15 protein-coding genes are annotated in these 17825 nt (G+C 70.9%); 9 read left to right on the top strand and 6 right to left on the bottom strand.

What is annotated here, in order from left to right:
* Positions 1-218: 218 nt before the first annotated feature.
* The 3 genes from A4R43_RS22815 to A4R43_RS22825 all read right to left on the bottom strand — a co-directional run bounded on the left by A4R43_RS22815 (position 219) and on the right by A4R43_RS22825 (position 6121).
* Positions 219-1697 (bottom strand): sugar ABC transporter ATP-binding protein, encoded by a 1479-nt coding sequence (locus A4R43_RS22815; protein ID WP_113694201.1) that lies wholly within the window; start codon positions 1695-1697, stop codon positions 219-221.
* Positions 1698-1885: 188 nt separating this feature from the next.
* Entirely contained in the window at positions 1886-5062 is a 3177-nt protein-coding gene (locus tag A4R43_RS22820; RefSeq protein WP_113694202.1) for a family 78 glycoside hydrolase catalytic domain, read from the bottom strand.
* A 60-nt stretch (positions 5063-5122) separates the two neighbouring features.
* Positions 5123-6121, bottom strand: coding sequence for an Lrp/AsnC family transcriptional regulator (locus A4R43_RS22825; RefSeq protein ID WP_205215068.1), 999 nt, complete (start codon positions 6119-6121; stop codon positions 5123-5125).
* 81 nt (positions 6122-6202) lie between these two features.
* On the opposite strand from A4R43_RS22825, the gene A4R43_RS22830 reads away from it, so the two are divergent.
* Positions 6203-6973 (top strand): SDR family oxidoreductase, encoded by a 771-nt coding sequence (locus A4R43_RS22830; RefSeq protein ID WP_113694203.1) that lies wholly within the window; start codon positions 6203-6205, stop codon positions 6971-6973.
* A gap of 11 nt (positions 6974-6984) precedes the next feature.
* On the opposite strand, the gene pip is transcribed toward A4R43_RS22830, so the two are convergent.
* Positions 6985-7911, bottom strand: coding sequence for a prolyl aminopeptidase (gene pip / locus A4R43_RS22835; RefSeq protein WP_113694204.1), 927 nt, complete (start codon positions 7909-7911; stop codon positions 6985-6987).
* Between the two features lie 51 nt (positions 7912-7962).
* On the opposite strand from pip, the gene A4R43_RS22840 reads away from it, so the two are divergent.
* Positions 7963-8427 (top strand): MarR family winged helix-turn-helix transcriptional regulator, encoded by a 465-nt coding sequence (locus A4R43_RS22840; protein ID WP_113694205.1) that lies wholly within the window; start codon positions 7963-7965, stop codon positions 8425-8427.
* Here A4R43_RS22840 and A4R43_RS22845 read toward each other — a convergent pair.
* Positions 8414-8719, bottom strand: a complete 306-nt coding sequence (locus A4R43_RS22845; RefSeq protein ID WP_113694206.1) for a hypothetical protein — start codon at positions 8717-8719, stop codon at positions 8414-8416. The genes A4R43_RS22840 and A4R43_RS22845 overlap by 14 nt on opposite strands.
* 107 nt (positions 8720-8826) lie before the next feature.
* On the opposite strand from A4R43_RS22845, the gene A4R43_RS22850 reads away from it, so the two are divergent.
* Positions 8827-10482: a glycosyltransferase family 39 protein gene (locus A4R43_RS22850; RefSeq protein ID WP_113694207.1), complete on the top strand. Its 1656-nt coding sequence runs from the start codon at positions 8827-8829 to the stop codon at positions 10480-10482.
* Here the strand turns inward: A4R43_RS22850 and A4R43_RS22855 are convergent.
* Positions 10463-11023: a TetR/AcrR family transcriptional regulator gene (locus A4R43_RS22855; protein ID WP_113694208.1), complete on the bottom strand. Its 561-nt coding sequence runs from the start codon at positions 11021-11023 to the stop codon at positions 10463-10465. The two genes, A4R43_RS22850 and A4R43_RS22855, sit on opposite strands and share 20 nt — an antisense overlap.
* A 114-nt stretch (positions 11024-11137) precedes the next feature.
* Here A4R43_RS22855 and A4R43_RS22860 point away from each other — a divergent pair, with 114 nt between their 5' ends.
* The 6 genes from A4R43_RS22860 to A4R43_RS22885 all read left to right on the top strand — a co-directional run bounded on the left by A4R43_RS22860 (position 11138) and on the right by A4R43_RS22885 (position 17821).
* Positions 11138-11935 (top strand): alpha/beta hydrolase, encoded by a 798-nt coding sequence (locus tag A4R43_RS22860; RefSeq protein ID WP_113694209.1) that lies wholly within the window; start codon positions 11138-11140, stop codon positions 11933-11935.
* A 27-nt stretch (positions 11936-11962) separates the two neighbouring features.
* Complete coding sequence (locus tag A4R43_RS22865; protein ID WP_113694210.1) at positions 11963-12910, top strand: alpha/beta hydrolase; 948 nt, start codon at positions 11963-11965, stop codon at positions 12908-12910.
* Between the two features lie 105 nt (positions 12911-13015).
* A complete protein-coding gene (locus A4R43_RS22870; RefSeq protein ID WP_113694211.1) occupies positions 13016-15415 on the top strand; it encodes a tetratricopeptide repeat protein in 2400 nt (799 codons plus the stop codon).
* Between the two features lie 75 nt (positions 15416-15490).
* A complete protein-coding gene (locus A4R43_RS22875) occupies positions 15491-16627 on the top strand; it encodes a serine hydrolase domain-containing protein (protein ID WP_113694212.1) in 1137 nt (378 codons plus the stop codon).
* Positions 16628-16676: 49 nt separating this feature from the next.
* Positions 16677-17423 (top strand): IclR family transcriptional regulator, encoded by a 747-nt coding sequence (locus tag A4R43_RS22880; RefSeq protein ID WP_113694213.1) that lies wholly within the window; start codon positions 16677-16679, stop codon positions 17421-17423.
* Positions 17424-17539: 116 nt separating this feature from the next.
* Positions 17540-17821, top strand: coding sequence for a hypothetical protein (locus tag A4R43_RS22885; RefSeq protein ID WP_113694214.1), 282 nt, complete (start codon positions 17540-17542; stop codon positions 17819-17821).
* Positions 17822-17825: the final 4 nt, after the last annotated feature.

A 17825-nucleotide genomic window follows, 5' to 3' on the forward strand; every position in this document is an offset into this window, starting at 1 on the left:
GTGCTCGGCGGCCCCGGCAACCCCGGCAGACCCGGCGGGCGCAGTGGGCTCGGGCCCGGTGGGGGACCCGGTGGCCTCGGCGGGTTCGGCGGACCCGGCGGACCCGGCGGGTTCAGTGGGCTCGGTGGCGCTGGTCGGTGCCGTGAGCCCACTGGAATCCGTGGGCCCCGCCGGCTCCGTGGGGTCGGTGGGCCGTGGGGGCTCAGTCGAAGCGGCGTTCATGCTCGCCCCGCCGCCGCGAGGGCGACCGACTCCTCGGTGGCAGCGGCCCGGTCTAGCTCCGCGGCGAGGTTGCCCTCGTGCATTACCAGGACCCGGTCGGCCATGCCGAGCACCTCGGGCAGTTCCGACGAGATCATCAGCACCGCCACCCCCTCCCCGGCCAGTTCCGAAAGCAGCCGGTGCACCTCCGCCTTGGTGCCGACGTCGATGCCGCGGGTCGGCTCGTCCACGATCAGGACGGCCGGGCGTCGCGCCAGCCACTTCGCCAGCACGACCTTCTGCTGGTTGCCGCCAGAGAGGACTCCGACCGGGTCACTCAGGCGGGCGAACTTGAGGCTTAACCGGATGGCCCAATCCTTGGCGAGCGTGCGCTCGTCACGACGGCGGATCAGTCCACCGCGGCTGAGCGTGCCGAGCGAAGCCAGCGCCGCGTTCCGCTCGATGGAAGCGTCCATCACCAGGCCCTGTTGCCGCCGGTCCTCAGGCACAAAGCCGATTCCGGCCGCCATCGCGGCCGTCGGTGAGCCCGGTTTCAGCGGTTTGCCCTGGCACCGCACGGTTCCGGCGTCCGGCCGGTCGATGCCGAAGATCGCCCGCGCCACCTCGCTGCGGCCGGCGCCGACGAGCCCGGCGAGCGCGACGATCTCGCCCGCGCGCAGCTCGAAGGACACGTCGGTGAACACGCCTTCCCTGGTCAGGCGACTCACCTCGAGCGCGACCTCACCGAGCGTGGTGTCCTGCTTGGGGAAGAGCGTGGACAGCTCGCGGCCGACCATGCGGCGCACCAGGTCTTCGGGGGTGTGCCCGGCCAGTTCGCCGGTCCAGACGTGCTCGCCGTCGCGCAGCACGGTCGCGCGGGTGCACAATTCGAAGACCTCGTCGAGCCGGTGCGAGACAAAAAGCACCGCGACCTGCGCTTCGAGCAGGGCCCTGACCACACCGAACAGGCGGCGAACCTCCACTTCGGACAGTGCGGCGGTCGGCTCGTCCATCACCACCACCCGCGCGTCGAAGGAGAGCGCCTTGGCGATCTCGACCACCTGCTGGTCGGCGATCGACAGCCCGCGGGCGGGCCGCGCCGGGTCGAGCGCGACGCCGAGCCGCCCGAACAGCTCCCGCACGGCCTCGTGCATGGCGCGCGTGTCGATCCGCCACCCGGACCGCAGGGGCTGGCGGCCCATGAACACGTTCTCCGCCACCGAGAGGTCCCCGAACAGCGTGGGCTCCTGGTAGATCACCGCGATCCCGGCGTCCCTCGCGTCGGCGGGACCGCCGAACCGGACGGGCTCACCGTCGACGAGCACGCTGCCCTCGTCCGGCCGGTGGACCCCGGCGAGCACCTTGATCAGCGTGGACTTGCCGGCGCCGTTCTCGCCGAGCAGGGCGTGGGCCTCGCCCGGCCGCAGGTCGATGGACACCCCGGAGAGCGCCCGCACCGCACCGAAGGACTTGCTCACCTCGCGCAGCTCGGTCACCGGTCTCCCTCCCGTGAATAAATCGTTTCAATCCACGGCTGAGGCGAGCGTGCTGCGCGAGTGTGAGCCATGTCAAGTTTTTGGCGGCCAAACTCCCGGAATTGACGCGTCCCGACACAGTAAGAACGCAGACAACTACGGACAGCTATACCGCCGCCAACACGGATTAGAACGTTTCAAGCCACCCATCAGGCCGTACGCGTGACAAACCGCCACTGCCCGTGGCCGAGCCGGTGAACAGCGCAGCCGCGGTCCATCCGCACGTACTCCGCGGCCGGAACCGAGGTCACCTCGCCAGCGACCCCAGCGGGCACATGGACCTCGGCGGTGCAGCCCACCGGCACCTCCACGGTCAGCCGCAGGCCGCCGCCGACCTTGGCCCAGTGCACACCGACGCGGCCCCGGACGGTCTCCACCGTGCTGCCCGCCCAGTGCACCCCGGCCCGCGCGTCCGGCCGCACGGTGAACGTCCGGTACCCGTTGTCCCCCGGCCGCAGCCCGGCGACGTTCTCGTACAGCCACTGCGTCACGGTCCCCTGGAAGTAGTGGTCCCGCGACCGTGAGTCCAGCTGCCACATCTCCCACATCGTGTCGGCGCCGTTGTCGAACCAGTAACCCCAGCTCGGATAGGTCCGCTGCGTCGCGATGGCGTGCGCGACGTCGGCGTGCCCGTGCGCGGTGAGCACCCGCAGCAGCACGCTGGTGCCGAGCGCACCGGTGTTCAGGTGGTCGCCCCTGGCCCTGATGTCCGCCACCAGACTGTCCACAACGGACTTCTCCGCGCCCGCCGGTACCAGGCCGAAGGCGAGCGGGATGGCGTTCGAGGTCTGCCGGTAGTCCGGGTCCTTCGCTGTGCGGTAGTGCCCGTCCGGCCCGAGGAAGGCCGCGTTGAACGCCTCGCGCAACCCGTCCGCCACCGACCGGTACCGCGCGGCATCGTCCCCGCGCCCCAGCAGCTCACCGAGTTCCGCCGTGCCGACCAGTGCGCGGTGCAGGTACGCCGTCGCGGTCAGCCGGGTGTCCTCCGGCGGCACCCCGCCGTACCCGGGCGGCAGGTAGTCGCCCAGCGCGGTGACCGCCAGCCCGTTCTCCAGCCTGCCGATCTCCCAGTCCAGGTACTTGGTCAACGGCTGCCAGTGCTCCGCGGCCACCCGGTCGTCGCCGTACCACCGGTACATTTCCCTGACCAGGAAAGGATAAACCGTCGTCCACTCCGGAGCGGGCGCCAGCTCCTGGTAACCCCAGCCGCCGCTCGGCACGATCACCGGCAGCTGACCGGGTTCGTTCTGGCTGTCCGCGAGGTCCCCGATCCACTTGGTGAGGAACCGCGGCACGGCGAAGGCATGCGCCAGGCTGGGCGCGCCGACCTGCGCGTCACCGGTCCAGCCGTTCTTCTCGTACATCGGGGTGTCGGTGGGAATGCCGTGCAGGTTGTTCAGCAGCGTCCGGCGCATCGCGCGGTCGAGCTGCTCGAAGAACGGCTCGGAGCACCGGAAAGTGGCGACCTCGCGGACCTTCGTGTGCACCACGCGGCCGAGCAGCTTCGGCGGTGACGGCAGCCCGTGCACCTCGACGTACCGGAAGCCCTTGTACGAGAACTTCGGCTCCCAGGTTTCCTCACCGGTGCCCGCGCAGGTGTAGAAGTCCTTCTGGTGCCTGCCGGGCACGTGCCCGTTCTCCCAGATCACGCTGCCGTCGTCGCGCAGCCGCTCGCCGTGCCGCAGTTCGACGGTGGTTCCGGCGGGCGCGCGCACGGTCAGCTGCGTCCACCCCGCCATCATGCGCCCCATGTCGGCGACAAAAACGCCGGGCCGCAAGGTGGTCACCGACACCGGCGTCACGGTTTCCACTGCCTCGATCGGCTCGTGCTGCTGGGCGCGCACCACGCCCTTCGGCGCCGCGTGCTCGACCGGCGACCGCCAGGCGCTGTCGTCGAAACCGGCCGACGACCAGCCCGGCTGTACCAAGCGCGCGTCGTAGGATTCGCCCGCGTACAAGGAATCCGAGACGGTCGGGCCGTCGGCCAGCCGCCACGAGGTGTCCGACCCGATCGTGGTCCGGCTGCCGTCGGGATGCGTGATCTCCAGCCGCGCCAGCAGTTTCGGTTCCCCGCGCCAGTCCGGCTTCTCCCAGCGCCAGACGTTCGGGGTGGTCATGCCGTAGAAGCCGCGCCCGAGCGTCACGCCGATCGCGTTCGCGCCTCCGGTGAGCAGGCCGGTGACGTCATGCGTGGTGTATAGCACGGTCCGGTCGTAGTCGGTGAACCCGGGATCGAGCACCTGCGTGCCGACGCGCTTCCCGTTGAGCTCGGCTTCGTAGTACGCCAATCCGCTGATGTACAACCGCGCGCTCGCCACCGGTTTGTCCACAGTGAACTCACGCCGCAGCAGTGGTGCCGGGATCTGCGGTGGCTGCACGGAAACGCCGCTGCCCCACGGGCCCTGGCCGTACGGCGCCAGCACCACCGCCTCGGCCCAGCCGCTGTCGTCGAAGTCCGGCTGCTCCCAGCCGCTCTGCTCGGACTCCGCGACACGCCAGCCGGCGCCGGTGACCAGCTCGGTTGTCCCGGCGCGGAACCGGACCAGCAACCCGCCCGGGTTGACCGAAACCGAGCCGCGGTTCGTGGCCAGCGCGCCGAGCACCACCCGCCCGCCGGCGACGGGGACCTTGGTGTGCCGCGCGGTCCGCCAGCCGTCGACCTGCTCCGGCGCGTGGAGCACCTGCTGCCCGTTGAGGAACAGCGTGAAGTCGTCGTCCGCGGTGGCGACGACCTCCGCCTCGGTGACATCGCCGGGCAGGTCGACCGCGGCGCGGAACCAGCGCGGCCCGGCCGGCGCGTTGCCGGTGGTGCTGCCCGGCGACCAGATCCACGACGCGCCGGTGAAGTCGAGCGGCGCCGCCGGGGCGGGCGCGCCGATCCACGCCGCCGTCCACGCGGTACCGAGGAAGCCGGTCTCCCACCAGCTCCACGCGCTCCAGTCCGACGGCTGCCCGTGCTGGTCCCAGATCCGGACACGCCACTCGTACCGCGTGCGCGGGCTCAGCGGCGGCCCGTCGTAGGCGATGGCGGTCGAGCGGTCGGACTCGACGCGCCCCGAATCCCAGCCGCCCGCGACCTCGATCTGGTAGGCCGTCTGCCGTGCGTGGTGCCCGGCGGCGACCGGCACCCACGACAGCAGCGGCCGGGCGACATCGGTGCCCAGCAAGGTTTCCGCGTACTCGACGGTCAGCCGTTCGGCGCGGAGCACACCCGCCTTCCCTTCCGCCCCTGCCGCCGCGGCGGTCGCCGTGGCGGGCAGCGCGAGCGCGCCCGCGCCCAACGCGGAGGTCTGCAGGAAGCTACGCCGGTTCAGTCCACCAGTCATCACCGGAAAGTACGAACGCGCTCGCGCGGGCGGCAACGCCGCTGTCCGGTTTCGGCCGCTTCACCACCCGGTTGCCCCCGGGCGGCCGGGGTTGAGCACGGTGGCGCTCTTGAGCGTCCGCACCACGGGCGCGGTCTCGATCTGCCGGACGCCGGGCAGCACCGCCAGCCGTCGCGTCAGGTAGCCGTACAGGTCCTTCACACTGGTACAGACCACTCCGGCGACCAGGTTCGTCCGGCCGGTGGTCGCCGCGACGTAGGCGACCTCGGGGTGTTCCTCGGCCATCAGCGTGCCCGCCATCTCCAGGTCGGCGGGCTCGACGGACAACCACAGCAGCACGTGCACCCCGTAGCCGAGCAGCCGGTGGTCGAAGTCCACGACGAACCGCAGCAGGCCACCGGCCCGCAGCTCGGCCAGCCGCCGCCGGACCGTGGTCTGCGACCAGCCGGTGGCCGCGGCCAGCTCGGCGATCTGGGTGCGGCCGTCGGTGCGCAGCAGCGCGAGCATCGCGCAGTCCTGCTCGGACATCTCGTGCCGGGGCGTGGCGTCGGTGGTCCAGCTCAGCGCCTCGACCTCGGCGGCGGTGAGCACGCGGGCCTTGCGCAGCAAGCCCTCGCCACCACCGAGGAACACGTTCAGCACGCACTGCGCGGTCACGTCCAGCACGCGCGGCGTGTGCGGGAGTTGCTGCAGCAGCGGCGTGTTCTCGTCGCTGTTGCCGCCGGGCACCCTGGTCACGCAGACGATCTCGGTCCCGCCCGAGGTCAGGTGCACCCAGGCGGTGTCGTCGCGGCGGGCGATCGCGCCCGCCACCGCACCGGCCGCGTCCGGCGTGCAGCGCACCCTGGTCAGCCACAGCACTTCGCCGAGCAGGTCCGGATCGCTCAGCCCGATCACCTTGATCATGCCGTGCGACCGCAGCGCGGTGTAGTGCCGGGCGACGGTCTGCCCGGACACCCCGAGCACCTCGCCGATCCGGCTGAACGAGGCCCGGCCGTCGAGCTGGAGGGCGTGGAGCAAACGGCGATCGAGAGCGTCGAACGCGTGCGAAGTCACCATCTGAGGCTAGGTCGCGGAGGATCCCGCCGACAGTCACGCGTTCACTGGATCGCTCATGTTGTCCGCGCAGACCATCGGTCCATGACCATTCTTGTCACCGGGGCACGGGGTTCCGTCGCCCGCGCGCTCATCGACCAGTTGCTCGCCGAAGGGGAGAAGGTGCGGGCGTCGAGCAGTTCACCCGATGCCGTGGTGCCCGACGGCGTGGAACTCGTGCCGGGCTTCGACCTCACCGGCGTCACGAAGGTGTTCCTCTACGCCAAGCCCGAGGTGATCCCGGAGTTCCTGGCGGCGGCGAGCGGCGTCGAGCACATCGTGCTGCTGTCCTCGCTGGCCTCGGCCGAGCCGGAGATGGCGCCCGGGATCGCCGAATGGCACCTGGCGGCGGAACGGCCGATCGAGGCGTCCGGCATTCCGTGGACCTTCCTCCGGCCCGGTGCCTTCGCCACGAACACGCTCGCCTGGGCACCCGGCATCCGCGAACACGGTGTCGCCAGGGAGGCGTTCCCCGAAATGCACATGAACTCGGTGCACGAGCAGGACATCGCGCAGCTCGCCCGCCACGCGCTGACCCGGCCGGGGCACGCGGGCAAGGCCTACTCGCTGACCGGGCCGGAGTCGCTTTCGGTGCGGCAGCACGTGGACCTCATCGGCGCGGCGATCGGCCGTTCCCTCAAGGTGGAGAAATTGCCGCGCGAGCAAGCCACCCACCTGCCCGACGCGGCGCTCGACGCGATGGAGGCGGCGGGCACCACCCCGCAGCCGGTCGGCCCGACGCTGGAAGACCACATCGGCGAACCGGCGCGGACCTTCGCCACCTGGGCCGCCGACCACGCCGACGACTTCCGCTGATCTTCCGCTGCTCAGCGGAACCGGTCGACGGCTTCGAGCAGGGCCTCGCCCATCGCGCCCTCGGCGAAGTGGCCGGCGTCGCGGATCACCTTGAGCTCGGCGTCCGGCCAGGCCTTCGCCATCTCCCACGCGGTGACCAGCGGTGCGCTCAGGTCGAGCCTGCCGTGCACCATCACGCCCGGGATTCCGGCCAGCTTGCCCGCCTCGCGCAGCAGCACGCCGTCCTCCAGCCAGGCGTGGTGGTGGAAGTAGTGCGCGGCGGTCCGGGCGAAGACCATGCGGAACTCCGGGTCCGCCCAGCGTGGATCCGGGTCCGCGGGGTCCTCGTCCACCGCCGCCGCTTCCCAGGCACACCAGTCGCGCGCGGCCTTCTCGCGGACCGCCGGATCGGGGTCGTTGAGCAGCCGGTGGTAGCCACCGACCACGTCGTCTTCTCGCCCGGCTCCCTCGTGGAACCGGTCCCACGCCTCGGGGAACAACGCGCCGAGCCCGCGGTAGAGCCAGTCGGTCTCCGACGGGCGGGTGTTCGTGATCGCCACCAGCACCAGTTCGGTGACGCGCTCGGGGAACCGTTCCGCGTAGGCGAAGGCCAGCGTCGCGCCCCACGAACCGCCGAACACCAGCCAGCGCTCGATGCCGAGGTGCTCGCGCAACCGCTCCATGTCGGACAGCAGGTGATGGGTGGTGTTGACGCTGAGATCGGTCTCGTACTCGGCGATCGACGGCGTGCTCAGCCCGACGCCGCGCTGGTGGAACTGCACCACGCGGTAGGCGTCCGGATCGAAGTAGCGGCGCCCGCCGGGCGAGACGACCCCCGGACCGCCGTGCAGCAGCACGGCGGGCTTGCCAGCCGGATTCCCGGAGACGTCCCAGTAGACGTGGTTGCCGTCGCCGACGTCGAGCAGGCCTTGGTCGTGGGGATCGGTGTGCGTGTACATGGCCCTCCAGATGTATCAGCGCTGTTATATTAGCACTGTTACACTGCGCCCGTGACCTCCGCGCAGCTCGGTACCCGCCTCCGACACCTGCTCGAACTGCTCGACGGCGACGTCGCCCGCGTCTACGCCGATCTGGGTCTGCCCGGGTTCCGGCCGCGCTTCACCCCGGTGGTGCGCACGCTGGCCGAGCGCGGGCCGCTGCCGATCCGGGCGTTGGCCGAGGCGCTGGGCGTGACGCATTCCGCCGCCAGCCAGACCGTCACGCAGATGCGCAAGCTCGACTTCGCCGAGCTGCACCCCGGCACCGACGCCCGCGAGCGCATCGTGCACCTGACCGCGAAAACCCGCGAGCTGCTGCCCGTGCTCGACGCCGAATGGACGGCAACCGAGGCGGCGCTGGCCGAGTTCGAAGCCGAGTTGCCCGGGTCGCTGTCCGAGCTGGTCGCGGCCGCCACCCGCGCGCTGGAGGCACGCCCCTTCCACGAACGCGTCAGCGCGCGGCTCAGAACAACTTGAGCTGACCCGTGTGCACCTCCTTCAGGTGCACGTCGGCGCACCGGCGGCAGCTCACCGGCTCCTCGGTCGGCGCCAGGCCGCGCAACGGGTCCCAGGTGTTCAGCCCGGCACCGCACACCGGCAGCCAGGCGTCGTTGACCAGGTGCACGGTGCCCGACGGCGTCCGCCCGCGGGCTCCGTCGAGCGCGGGCGGCAACGGGATCCGGTGGTGCGGTTGACGGCGGAGGAAGGCCTGCAGCGGCTCGCGGCCGGCCAGCGGCTCGGCGACCTCGGGGGTGTCGGCAGGTTCCATGAGCCGATCCTCGCACGGACCACCGACAGTCCAGGCGGGGCAAAGTCCCAGGCAGGCGCCCCGGTAGATTGACCGGCGACCCCGACCCCGTTGCGTGAGGACCTGGTGTGGTTGCGCTCATCTGCGGCTGGCTGCTGCTGGCCGTTTTCGTTCTCGGCGGATGGACCCGCATCTCCACCAGCCGGGCATGGCGCGTCGCCGCACTGACGCTCGCGGTCGCCTACTCGCTCGGCCACCAGGCGCTGTTCTCCACCGTCGCCGAGGACGCGTTCATCACCTTCCGCTACTCGGAGAACCTCGCCGACGGCAACGGCCCGGTGTTCAACATGGGCGAGCGGGTCGAGGGCTACTCGAACTTCCTGTGGATGGTCCTGATCGCCGTGCCGAAGGCGTTGTTCGGCAAGGGCATCGTGGTCGGCGCGGCGGTGCTCGGGGTGGTCTGCACCGTCGCGTGCGTGGTGCTTTCGTACTTCCTGGTCAACCGGCTGGTGAGCAAGGACGCCGACAAGGCGCTCGGCGTGCTCGCCGCGGTGCTCACCGCCGGGGCCAGCGGGCTGGCCGCCTACGGGCCGTCCGGCCTGGAAACGCCGCTGTTCCTGCTGCTCGTGCTCGGTGTCTTGTACGCGCTGGCGGCGAAGCGGCCGCTGATCGCTGGGCTGCTGGTCGCGCTGGCCGGGATGACCCGGCCGGACGGGCTGCTGATCGCCGTGCTGGCCGGGCTCTACCTGCTGGTGCGCGCGATCCGGAAGCGGACGAACTGGCGGCCGGTGCTGGAATACGCCGCCGGGCTGCTGGTGCTGGCGCTGCCGTGGACCATCTGGCGGGTCGTCTACTACGGGCACCTGCTGCCCAACGCGGTCGCGGCGAAGTCGGGTGGCTCGTTCGGCTGGCAGCTCGCGCAGGGCGGCGAGTACCTCGGCGGCTTTGCCTTGGCGTCACTGGGCTTCCTGGTGCTCGCGGTGCTGGCGATGGCCGGGCTGGTGTGGTTCAAGGCCGACGGCGGGGCCGAGCAGCGATCGCTGGTCTGGCTGATCTTCGGCACGGCGTTCGCCTACCTCGCGTTCATCACCTACGCCGGCGGTGACTGGATGCCCGCGTACCGGCTGCTCGCGCCGGTGCCGCCGCTGCTCGGCGTCGCCTCGGTCGCCGCGTACGGCCTGCTGGACACCGAGCGCCTGCGGACGCGCGTGGCCGGACTGCGCCTGATGCCGCTGGCCGCCGCCGCGATCTGCGGGCTGTCGCTGCTGGTGTCGATCACCGATCCGAAGATGCTCGACCTGATGCACCAGTGGCGCGCGAAGATCGCCGAGATGGAGGAGTTCGGCTCGCTGCTCGGGCAGAACCTGCCGCCGGGCACGCTGATCAGCACCTACGCCAACGGCGCGCTGTCCTACCGCGCGGGGCCGCGGGTGCCGGTGGTCGACGTGCTCGGGCTGACCGACGAGCACATCGCGCGCAACGGCCTGCGCACCGAGGAAAGCGGTCCGATCGGGCACATCGCGCACGACTACGACTACGTGGTCAACGTGCGCCGGCCCGCGCTGGGCATCGTCACCGGCAACGGGTTCGCCGTCCGTCCACAGTGCACGGACGACGCGATCTACCGCGGCAGCTACCAGGTGGCGAACTTCCGGCGCGAGGGCACGCAGCTCTACGCCGTGGTGTTCCCGCGCAAGGACCAGGCCGCGACGCTGATCGCCGCGCTGGACGCGGACCCGCGGTTCGTCTACGAGCCGTGCCCGGCTAGCGCACCAACGCCCTGACCGAAAGCAGCAGCTGCGCGCGGACGGCCTCCGGCTCCTCCAGGTAACCGCCGACCATCGCGCCGTCACGCAGGAACACCAGCGTCCCGGACAGCTCGGCCGGAATGCCGGACGCGACGGCCAGTTCGGAAAGCGCCCCGGCGAACCAGTCGCGGTGCGCGCGCACGGCCTGGCGGACGGGATGCGCCGGATCGGGGTACTCGACGGCGGCGTTGATGAACGGGCAGCCGCGGAACCCGGCCCCGCAGATCTGGTCGCCCAGTCCGCTGACCAGGCCTTCCAGCACCTCACGAGGATTGTCGAAGCGTTCGGCGGCGGCCGCGACGTTCGCGCGGATCGCGTGGTCCTCGGCTTCCAGATAGGCGCGGACGAGTTCGTCCTTCGACGGGAAGTGCCGGTAGAAGGTGGCCCGGCTGACGTCGGCCTCCTCGATCACGCGGTCCACGCCGATCGCGTGGATGCCCTCGGCGTAGAAGATGCGTGCGGCCGCCTCCAGCAGCCGGGTCCTGGCCGCCGAACGGCGGGCTGGTGACTTCTCCATGAGACGACTGTAACAGAACGTTCTGTCTCATTTTGCTTGACGACGCCTGCTCGGCGGGCTAACTTCGGTCTCACCAGAACGAGACAGAACGTTCTCCCTCATTTAGGAGCAGTGATGAACCGCCCCGACACCATCGTCCTGATCCACGGCCTGTGGATGACCCCGCTGAGCTGGCAAAACTGGTTGGAGCGCTACGAGAAGGCGGGTTACACCGTGCTCGCGCCGGCGTGGCCGGGTGCCGAGGGCGACATCGAGGACGTGCGCCGCGACCCGTCGAAGCTGAACGGGCTCGGGGTCACCGAAGTCGCCGACCACTACGAGAGACTCATCCGGCAGCTGGACCGGCCGCCGATCCTGGTCGGGCATTCGTTCGGCGGCACGATCGTGCAGGTCCTGCTCAGCCGCGGCCTCGGCGCCGCCGGGGTGGCGCTCGACCCGGCGCCGATCAAGGGCGTGCTGCGGCTGCCGGTCTCCTCGATCCGGAGCAGCCTGCCGGTGCTGAAGAACCCGGCGAACCGCGGGCGCACGGTCGGCCTGACGCCGGAGCAGTTCCACTACGGCTTCGCGAACACGCTGAACGCCGCGGATTCACGTCAGGCATGGGAAAGGTTCCACATCCCGGCGCCGGGGCGTCCGCTGTTCCAGGCCGCCTTCGCCAACTTCAACCCGAACGCCGCCACGAAGGTCGACCTGCGCAAGCCGGACCGCGCGCCGCTGCTGCTGGTCGCCGGTGGTTCGGACCGCATCGTGCCGCCTTCGCTGGTGCGGGAGGCACACCACCGCTACCGCCGGTCCCCGGCCGTCACCGAGTACGTGGAGTTCGCCGGGCGCAGCCACTTCATCGCCGGAGAGCCCGGCTGGGAAGAGGTCGCCGACCACGTCCTCGACTGGGCCGTTCGCCAGACCGCTTGAGATTTTCCGAAAAGGAGAGGAAGAACCATGACCACCAACCCGCACGACCTGCCGCTCGAACCGGCCGCACAGGCCTTCGCCGAAGCCACCTCGCAGCCGCCGTTCCTGTTCGACCTGCCGCCCGCCGAGGGCCGCAAGGCGGTGGACGAGGTGCAGTCCGGGGAGATCGAGAAGCCGGACGCGGAGATCGAGGACCTGACCATTCCCGGTGACGTCCGGATCCGGATCATCCGCCCGGCCGGGCTCACCGGCCCGCTGCCGGTGATCGTGTACATCCACGGCGCCGGCTGGGTTTTCGGCAACGCGCACACGCACGACCGGCTCGTCCGCGAACTGGCCACCGGTGCCGGAGCGGCCGTGGTTTTCCCGGAGTACAGCCTTTCGCCGGAAGCGAGATACCCGGTCGCGATCGAGCAGAACTACACGGCCGCGAAGTGGGTTGCCGAGCACGGCGGCGAGCACGGCCTGGACCCCGCGCGGATCGCCATCGCCGGGGATTCGGTCGGCGGCAACATGACCGCCGCGGTGACGCTGCTCGCGAAGCGGCGTGGCGGGGTTTCGTTCCGGCAGCAGGTGCTGTTCTACCCGGTGACCGACGCGAACTTCGACACCGAGTCGTACCGGTTGTTCGCCGAGGGCTACTTCCTGCGGCGTGACGGCATGCAGTGGTTCTGGGACCAGTACACGACGGATCCGGCGCAGCGCGCGGAAAGCACGGCTTCGCCGTTGCGGGCGGAGCTTGCGGAACTGGCCGGGCTGCCGCCCGCGCTGGTGATCACCGCCGAGGCGGACGTCCTGCGAGACGAGGGTGAGGCCTACGCGAACAAGCTGCGGCAGGCCGGCGTCCCGGTGACCGCGGTGCGGTACCAGGGCGTGATCCACGACTTCGTCATGCTGAACGCGCTGCGGGAAACCCCGGCGGCGGGCGCCGCCATCGCGCAGGCCGCGGCCACCCTGCGAGCCGCGCTGGCGTAGTGCGCGGATCGGGCTTCGGCTCGGTGGCAGGACCGGCGTCACGGGCTGTACACGCGTAACCCGCCTCTGGCAGGATTTCCGGGTGAGGGGGTTCCGCGAACAGTGATGCCGGTTCGTCGCCGGCCGGAGTTCGAGCCGGCCGAGCTGCCGAAGGCGCGGATGATCCGCTGGTGGGTCTTCAGCGGGGTGGCCGCGCTGCTGGCGGTCGCCTTCCTCCTGCTCCCCTACTGGATCACCATTCCGGCCGAGGCACCCGTGGGCGCCTCCGTCACGATGACCGTGGCGTTGTTCACCGGACTGGTGGTCTCGCTCCTGTTCACCCTGTACGGCATCGGCCGCGCCCGCCTGGAAATCGCGGCCTACAACGCCAACGAGGTCGACATCGAGCTGTTCGAGGTCGACGGCGACTCCTCGCCCGCCGAGGTCACCGCCCTGTTCAAGAACAAGCTCAACGAATCACGCATGTACACCCCGGCCGTGGTCCCCGGGGTTTCGCGGTCCTACGACTTCATCCAGATCGTCGAAACCGCGGGCGAGGCGGCGACGGGCTGGTGGCGCGTGGCGTCCCGGCTGATCAAGCTCGCCCGCCCGCCCCACGCGATCCGGATCAGCGGCCGCCTGCGCGCCGAGCCCTCCGGGCAGCACCAGCTGGTGCTCGACGTGGTGCGCCAGCCCGGTTTCGCGGCCAGCCCGCTGCTGCTCGCCGACGACGACGAGCAGCGCCTGCTCGGCCGCGCCGCGAACGCGGTCGCCGCGCTGGTCATCCCGCGCAGCAAGTACTGCCGCAACCAGCAGTGGGCCCGCTGGCGTGGCGCGAAGATCCCCGGCGCGCTGTTCGACGCCTACGAGCGCGCCAACCAGTACAAGGCCGAGCGCCGCTACGACGAAGCGCTCGCCGAGTACCACCGCGCGATCGAGCTGGACCCGGCCAACGTGCACATCCGCGTGGAAATCGGCAACCTCCAGGAGCGCCTCGACCTGCACCTCGCCGCCCTGGTCACCTACGACGACGTGGTGACCCTGTGCGAAAACCGGAACTACGGCCCCGCCACGCCGGAGGCCGCCGCGTTGCTGCTCGCCCGCTACCGCCGCGCGCTGGTGCTCGGCCGCGGTGACTGGCTCGCCTACGACTGGTGGCTTTCCGACGGCAAAACGCGGATCCGCCAGACCAGGATGCGGGAGTCGATTCGCCTGCGGTTCGACCGCTACCGCGACACCGTGCCCGTGCCGTCCGGTCTGCTCGACGAGCCCAACGGTTCCGCCAACGAGGAGAAGGCCGCGCGGCTGCGCGCGTACTTTTGCGAAGTCGCCCAGTACGAACTGGAACGGCTGATCGCCGAGCCGCGGCCGAGGCGCCTGCGCGAACTGCTCTCCGACAACTGCCTCCGGCTCGGCCTGCTCGCGGTGTACCTGCGCCGCTCGATGGCCAACGCCGAAATGGGCAAGCCGTTGCGGGGGTACGCGGCGGTCAAGGGCACACCGGTGAGCGGGTTCGAAAAGCTGGCGGAAGACCGGTCGTGGCCGCCGTCGGCCGACGCGCTGACCGACACCGTCACCGAGCAGCTCGCCCCGCGCGGCCCGTCGTCGATCTGGCACGAGCACTACAACGCCGCCTGCGTGTACGCCGTCGCGCTGCTGCCCTCAGGCATGCGCGGAGAACCCAGCGCCACCAAGGAAACCGTGCGCGTGCTCGACGCGGCCGAGAAAAAAACCCTGATCACCAAGGCGATCGCGCAGCTGGACAACGCGGCCGCCTCCCGGCATTCCGGCTACCTCGCGCAGCGGCGGCCGTGGGTGATGTCGGAGGACCCGGACCTGTCGACCCTGCGTGGCCAGCCGGAGTTCCGCGCCTTCGAGATGATCACCTACTCCCCCGACCGCCCGACCCCGCTGCGCCCGCGCCGCGTGCACGCCTGGGAACTGGCCACCTACACCTCGACGCTGGTCCACCACATCGCGTCGTGCCTGGCGCACGCCTGGCGGCGGCACAGCCCGCCACCCCGTGCCTTCGTCGACGAGGCCGCCGCGGAAACCTGGCACCGCGCGGAAAAGGATGCCTGGGAGACGATTTCCCAGCTGGCGTCGGGAAACCAGGAGTGGCAGACGCGGTACCAGGCGATCAAGGCGCTGCAGCGCTGGTCGCATGCCTCCGGGTACGCCTGCGACGACCTCCGCTTCCCGGCCTACTCGGAGCACGAGCTGTTCACCAGGGCCGCCGCGCTCACCGACGATCCGGACCTGCGCACGGAGTGGCAGCTGCCGCAGGGTGAGGAAACCATCAACAAGGAAACCGAGCTCTACCTCGGCCGCTGCGCGGAACGGCTGGTGACGCTGTCACACCTGCTGCGTGCCCCCGGCGATCGCGGCACCGCGCCCCGCGGCCGCAAGGAGTTCCAGCAGCTCGCCGAAACCTGGGCCGCGCTGGCCGACTGGTTTGCCGACGGTGACGCGCTGAGCCCGGTGTCCACGCGCCAGCTCCGCTTCGAGCGCGCGTTCCGCCGGTAGGTAGGGCCAGCACCACCACGGATCCGGGTAGCAACTCCCTGTGTCCGGGCGCGCGCCGGCAATAACTTTTTCCTCATGCGAGGAACACGAATCAGCACAGCAGCCGTCATCACCGCGCTCACCGTCACCGCCGCCGCACCGGCACTGGCGGCCACGCCCGGCTACCACCGGGCCGAGCTGCAGAAGAGCCTCGACGCCATCCGCGACGCCGGGGTCGTCGGCGTGCAGGCACAGGCCGACACCGGTCACCGGAGGCTGACCGCGCGCTCCGGGGTGGCCGAGGTGGGCACCTCGAAACCGGTCCCGCGCGACGGCCGGTTCCGGATGGGCAGCAACACCAAGACCTTCGTCGCGGTGGTGGTGCTCCAGCTGGTCGGCGAGGGCAGGCTCTCGCTGGAGGACAAGGTCGCCGACCTGCTGCCCGGCGTGGTGACCAGCCCCGGCGGTGACCAGATCACCGTGCGCCAGCTGCTCCAGCACACCAGCGGCCTGCACAACTACACCGCCGACCTGCCGGTGGCCACCGAGCAGGACTTCCTCGAGCACCGGTTCGAAGAAGCGGACCCAGCGCAGCTGGTGAAGGACGCCATGGCGAAGCCGCCGGAGTTCGCGCCCGGCACCAGCTGGAACTACTCGAACACCAACTACCTGCTGGCCGGGATGGTGATCGAGAAGCTGACCGGCAATCCGTGGGCGGCAGAGGTCCGCTCGCGCATCCTGGTCCCGCTGGGCCTGCGCGACACCTACTCCCCCGGCGCCCGGACCGGGCTGGCGCACCCGCATGCCCACGGTTACACCGTCTGGCCGGGCACCACGAAGGTGGTCGACACCACGGAGCTGAGCCCGACCTGGGCGGGCGCGGCGGGCGACATGATCACCACCACCGACGACCTCAGCCGGTTCTGGCGGGCCCTGCTCGGCGGCAAGCTGCTGCGGCCGGCCGAATTCGCCGAAATGCGCAGGACCGTGCCCGCCAAGACCTGGCAGGAGACCGATCCGGGCAGCGCGTACGGCCTCGGGATCAGCAGCACGCCGCTGAGCTGCGGGGAGCTGTCGTGGTCGCACGGTGGTGACATCCACGGTTTCGCCACGCGCAACGGCTACAGCGGTGACGGCCGCCGCGGGGTTGTGGTGTCGATGTCCACCCAGGACTTCGGCGGCCCGGGCAACCAGGTCGCCAAGGACCTCGTCGACGACGTCATCTGCGACTAGCGACGATCAGCCGGTTGCGGCCGTCCGGAAGTTGATCAACTATGGGGCGATGACCGCCAAGCGGACACCGGGGGCGAGCAGTTCCCGCAAGGTGCTGCAGTTGCTGCTGGCGTTCTCCGAGCGACGGCCGGAGGCCACCGTGGCCGAACTGGCCGCGCTGGCGGGCACCCCGATCGCGACCACCTACCGGTACGTGGCCCTGCTCAAGGAACTCCAGCTGCTCGAGGAGGGCCGGGCTGGCCGCTACCACGTCACCTCGCAGGTGATGCCGCTGGCGCGGGCCGCGCAGGTGGCGAACGACCTGGCCAGGCTGGCCCGGCCGGTGATGGAGGAGGCGGCCCGCGAACTGCGGGAGACCGTGCTGCTGTTCCAGCACTTCGGGGACGCGGCGGTCTGCGCGGAACGCGTCGAATGCGACCAGGCCATGCGGTTCACCTTCCAGCCGGGCCATTCGGTCCCGCTGGGGGTCAGTTCCTCGGGCAAGATGCTGCTGGCCAGCCTGCCGGAGCCGGAGCGCAGCCGGCGGCTCGCCGAGGTGGTCGCCCGTCGTGGCAGCAGCCTGCGCGAGGAGCTGAAGCGCGCCGAGCAGAACCGGTACGCGGTCAGCTGGGGCGAGGTCGACGAGGGCGTTTGGTCGTGCTCCGTGCCGGTGCGGGTGCCGGGTCAGCGCGCCACGGTACTGACCGTGGCTGGCCCGGCCGCTCGCATCGGCGACGAAGCCAAGCGCACCGCGATCACCGTGCTCCAGTCGCACGCGCAGCGCATCCAGGACGCCTACACCCAGTTCACGCTGTAACCAGTGGTCAACGTTCTTGCCCCGCACCGGGTTCCGTGGCTCTTGTCATGGTCGGGCCGACGGAACCGGCGGGGCGGTCGCACGTCGTATCCAGTATCCGGGAGCGAGGAGTGCCGATGAGCGCAAACAGGCTGGGGCAGGCCGCCGCGATGATGGAGGACGCCGCGGAAACGGGCCGGTTCGCCGCGGGCGTGATCGAGCTGGGCCGCGAGGAACCGGATCCGCTGACCGGCGGACCGCCCTTCGGCATCTCCGCGCAGGCGCGGCGGCTCGCGGAGACGTGGAACGCCGCGCTGCGCACCCGTGCCGCCGAAATGCGCGCGCTGGCCGAGCTCACCGAGCGGGAGGCGGACGAAGTGCGCGACGCCGCCGACGGCCGCGTGCTGCGTTACGCCTGAGCGA

The organism is Amycolatopsis albispora, from assembly GCF_003312875.1.
Lineage (GTDB): Bacteria > Actinomycetota > Actinomycetes > Mycobacteriales > Pseudonocardiaceae > Amycolatopsis > Amycolatopsis albispora.

What these genes read in the sequence shown, in the direction of transcription:
- A4R43_RS22820 (WP_113694202.1), bottom strand. Translation starts at nt 5,062, where the DNA reads ATGACTGGTGGACTGAACCGGCGTAGCTTCCTGCAGACCTCCGCGTTG.
- A4R43_RS22825 (WP_205215068.1), bottom strand. Translation starts at nt 6,121, where the DNA reads ATGGTGACTTCGCACGCGTTCGACGCTCTCGATCGCCGTTTGCTCCAC.
- A4R43_RS22830 (WP_113694203.1), top strand. Translation starts at nt 6,203, where the DNA reads ATGACCATTCTTGTCACCGGGGCACGGGGTTCCGTCGCCCGCGCGCTC.
- pip (WP_113694204.1), bottom strand. Translation starts at nt 7,911, where the DNA reads ATGTACACGCACACCGATCCCCACGACCAAGGCCTGCTCGACGTCGGC.
- A4R43_RS22845 (WP_113694206.1), bottom strand. Translation starts at nt 8,719, where the DNA reads ATGGAACCTGCCGACACCCCCGAGGTCGCCGAGCCGCTGGCCGGCCGC.
- A4R43_RS22855 (WP_113694208.1), bottom strand. Translation starts at nt 11,023, where the DNA reads ATGGAGAAGTCACCAGCCCGCCGTTCGGCGGCCAGGACCCGGCTGCTG.
- A4R43_RS22860 (WP_113694209.1), top strand. Translation starts at nt 11,138, where the DNA reads ATGAACCGCCCCGACACCATCGTCCTGATCCACGGCCTGTGGATGACC.
- A4R43_RS22865 (WP_113694210.1), top strand. Translation starts at nt 11,963, where the DNA reads ATGACCACCAACCCGCACGACCTGCCGCTCGAACCGGCCGCACAGGCC.
- A4R43_RS22870 (WP_113694211.1), top strand. Translation starts at nt 13,016, where the DNA reads ATGCCGGTTCGTCGCCGGCCGGAGTTCGAGCCGGCCGAGCTGCCGAAG.
- A4R43_RS22875 (WP_113694212.1), top strand. Translation starts at nt 15,491, where the DNA reads ATGCGAGGAACACGAATCAGCACAGCAGCCGTCATCACCGCGCTCACC.
- A4R43_RS22880 (WP_113694213.1), top strand. Translation starts at nt 16,677, where the DNA reads ATGACCGCCAAGCGGACACCGGGGGCGAGCAGTTCCCGCAAGGTGCTG.
- A4R43_RS22885 (WP_113694214.1), top strand. Translation starts at nt 17,540, where the DNA reads ATGAGCGCAAACAGGCTGGGGCAGGCCGCCGCGATGATGGAGGACGCC.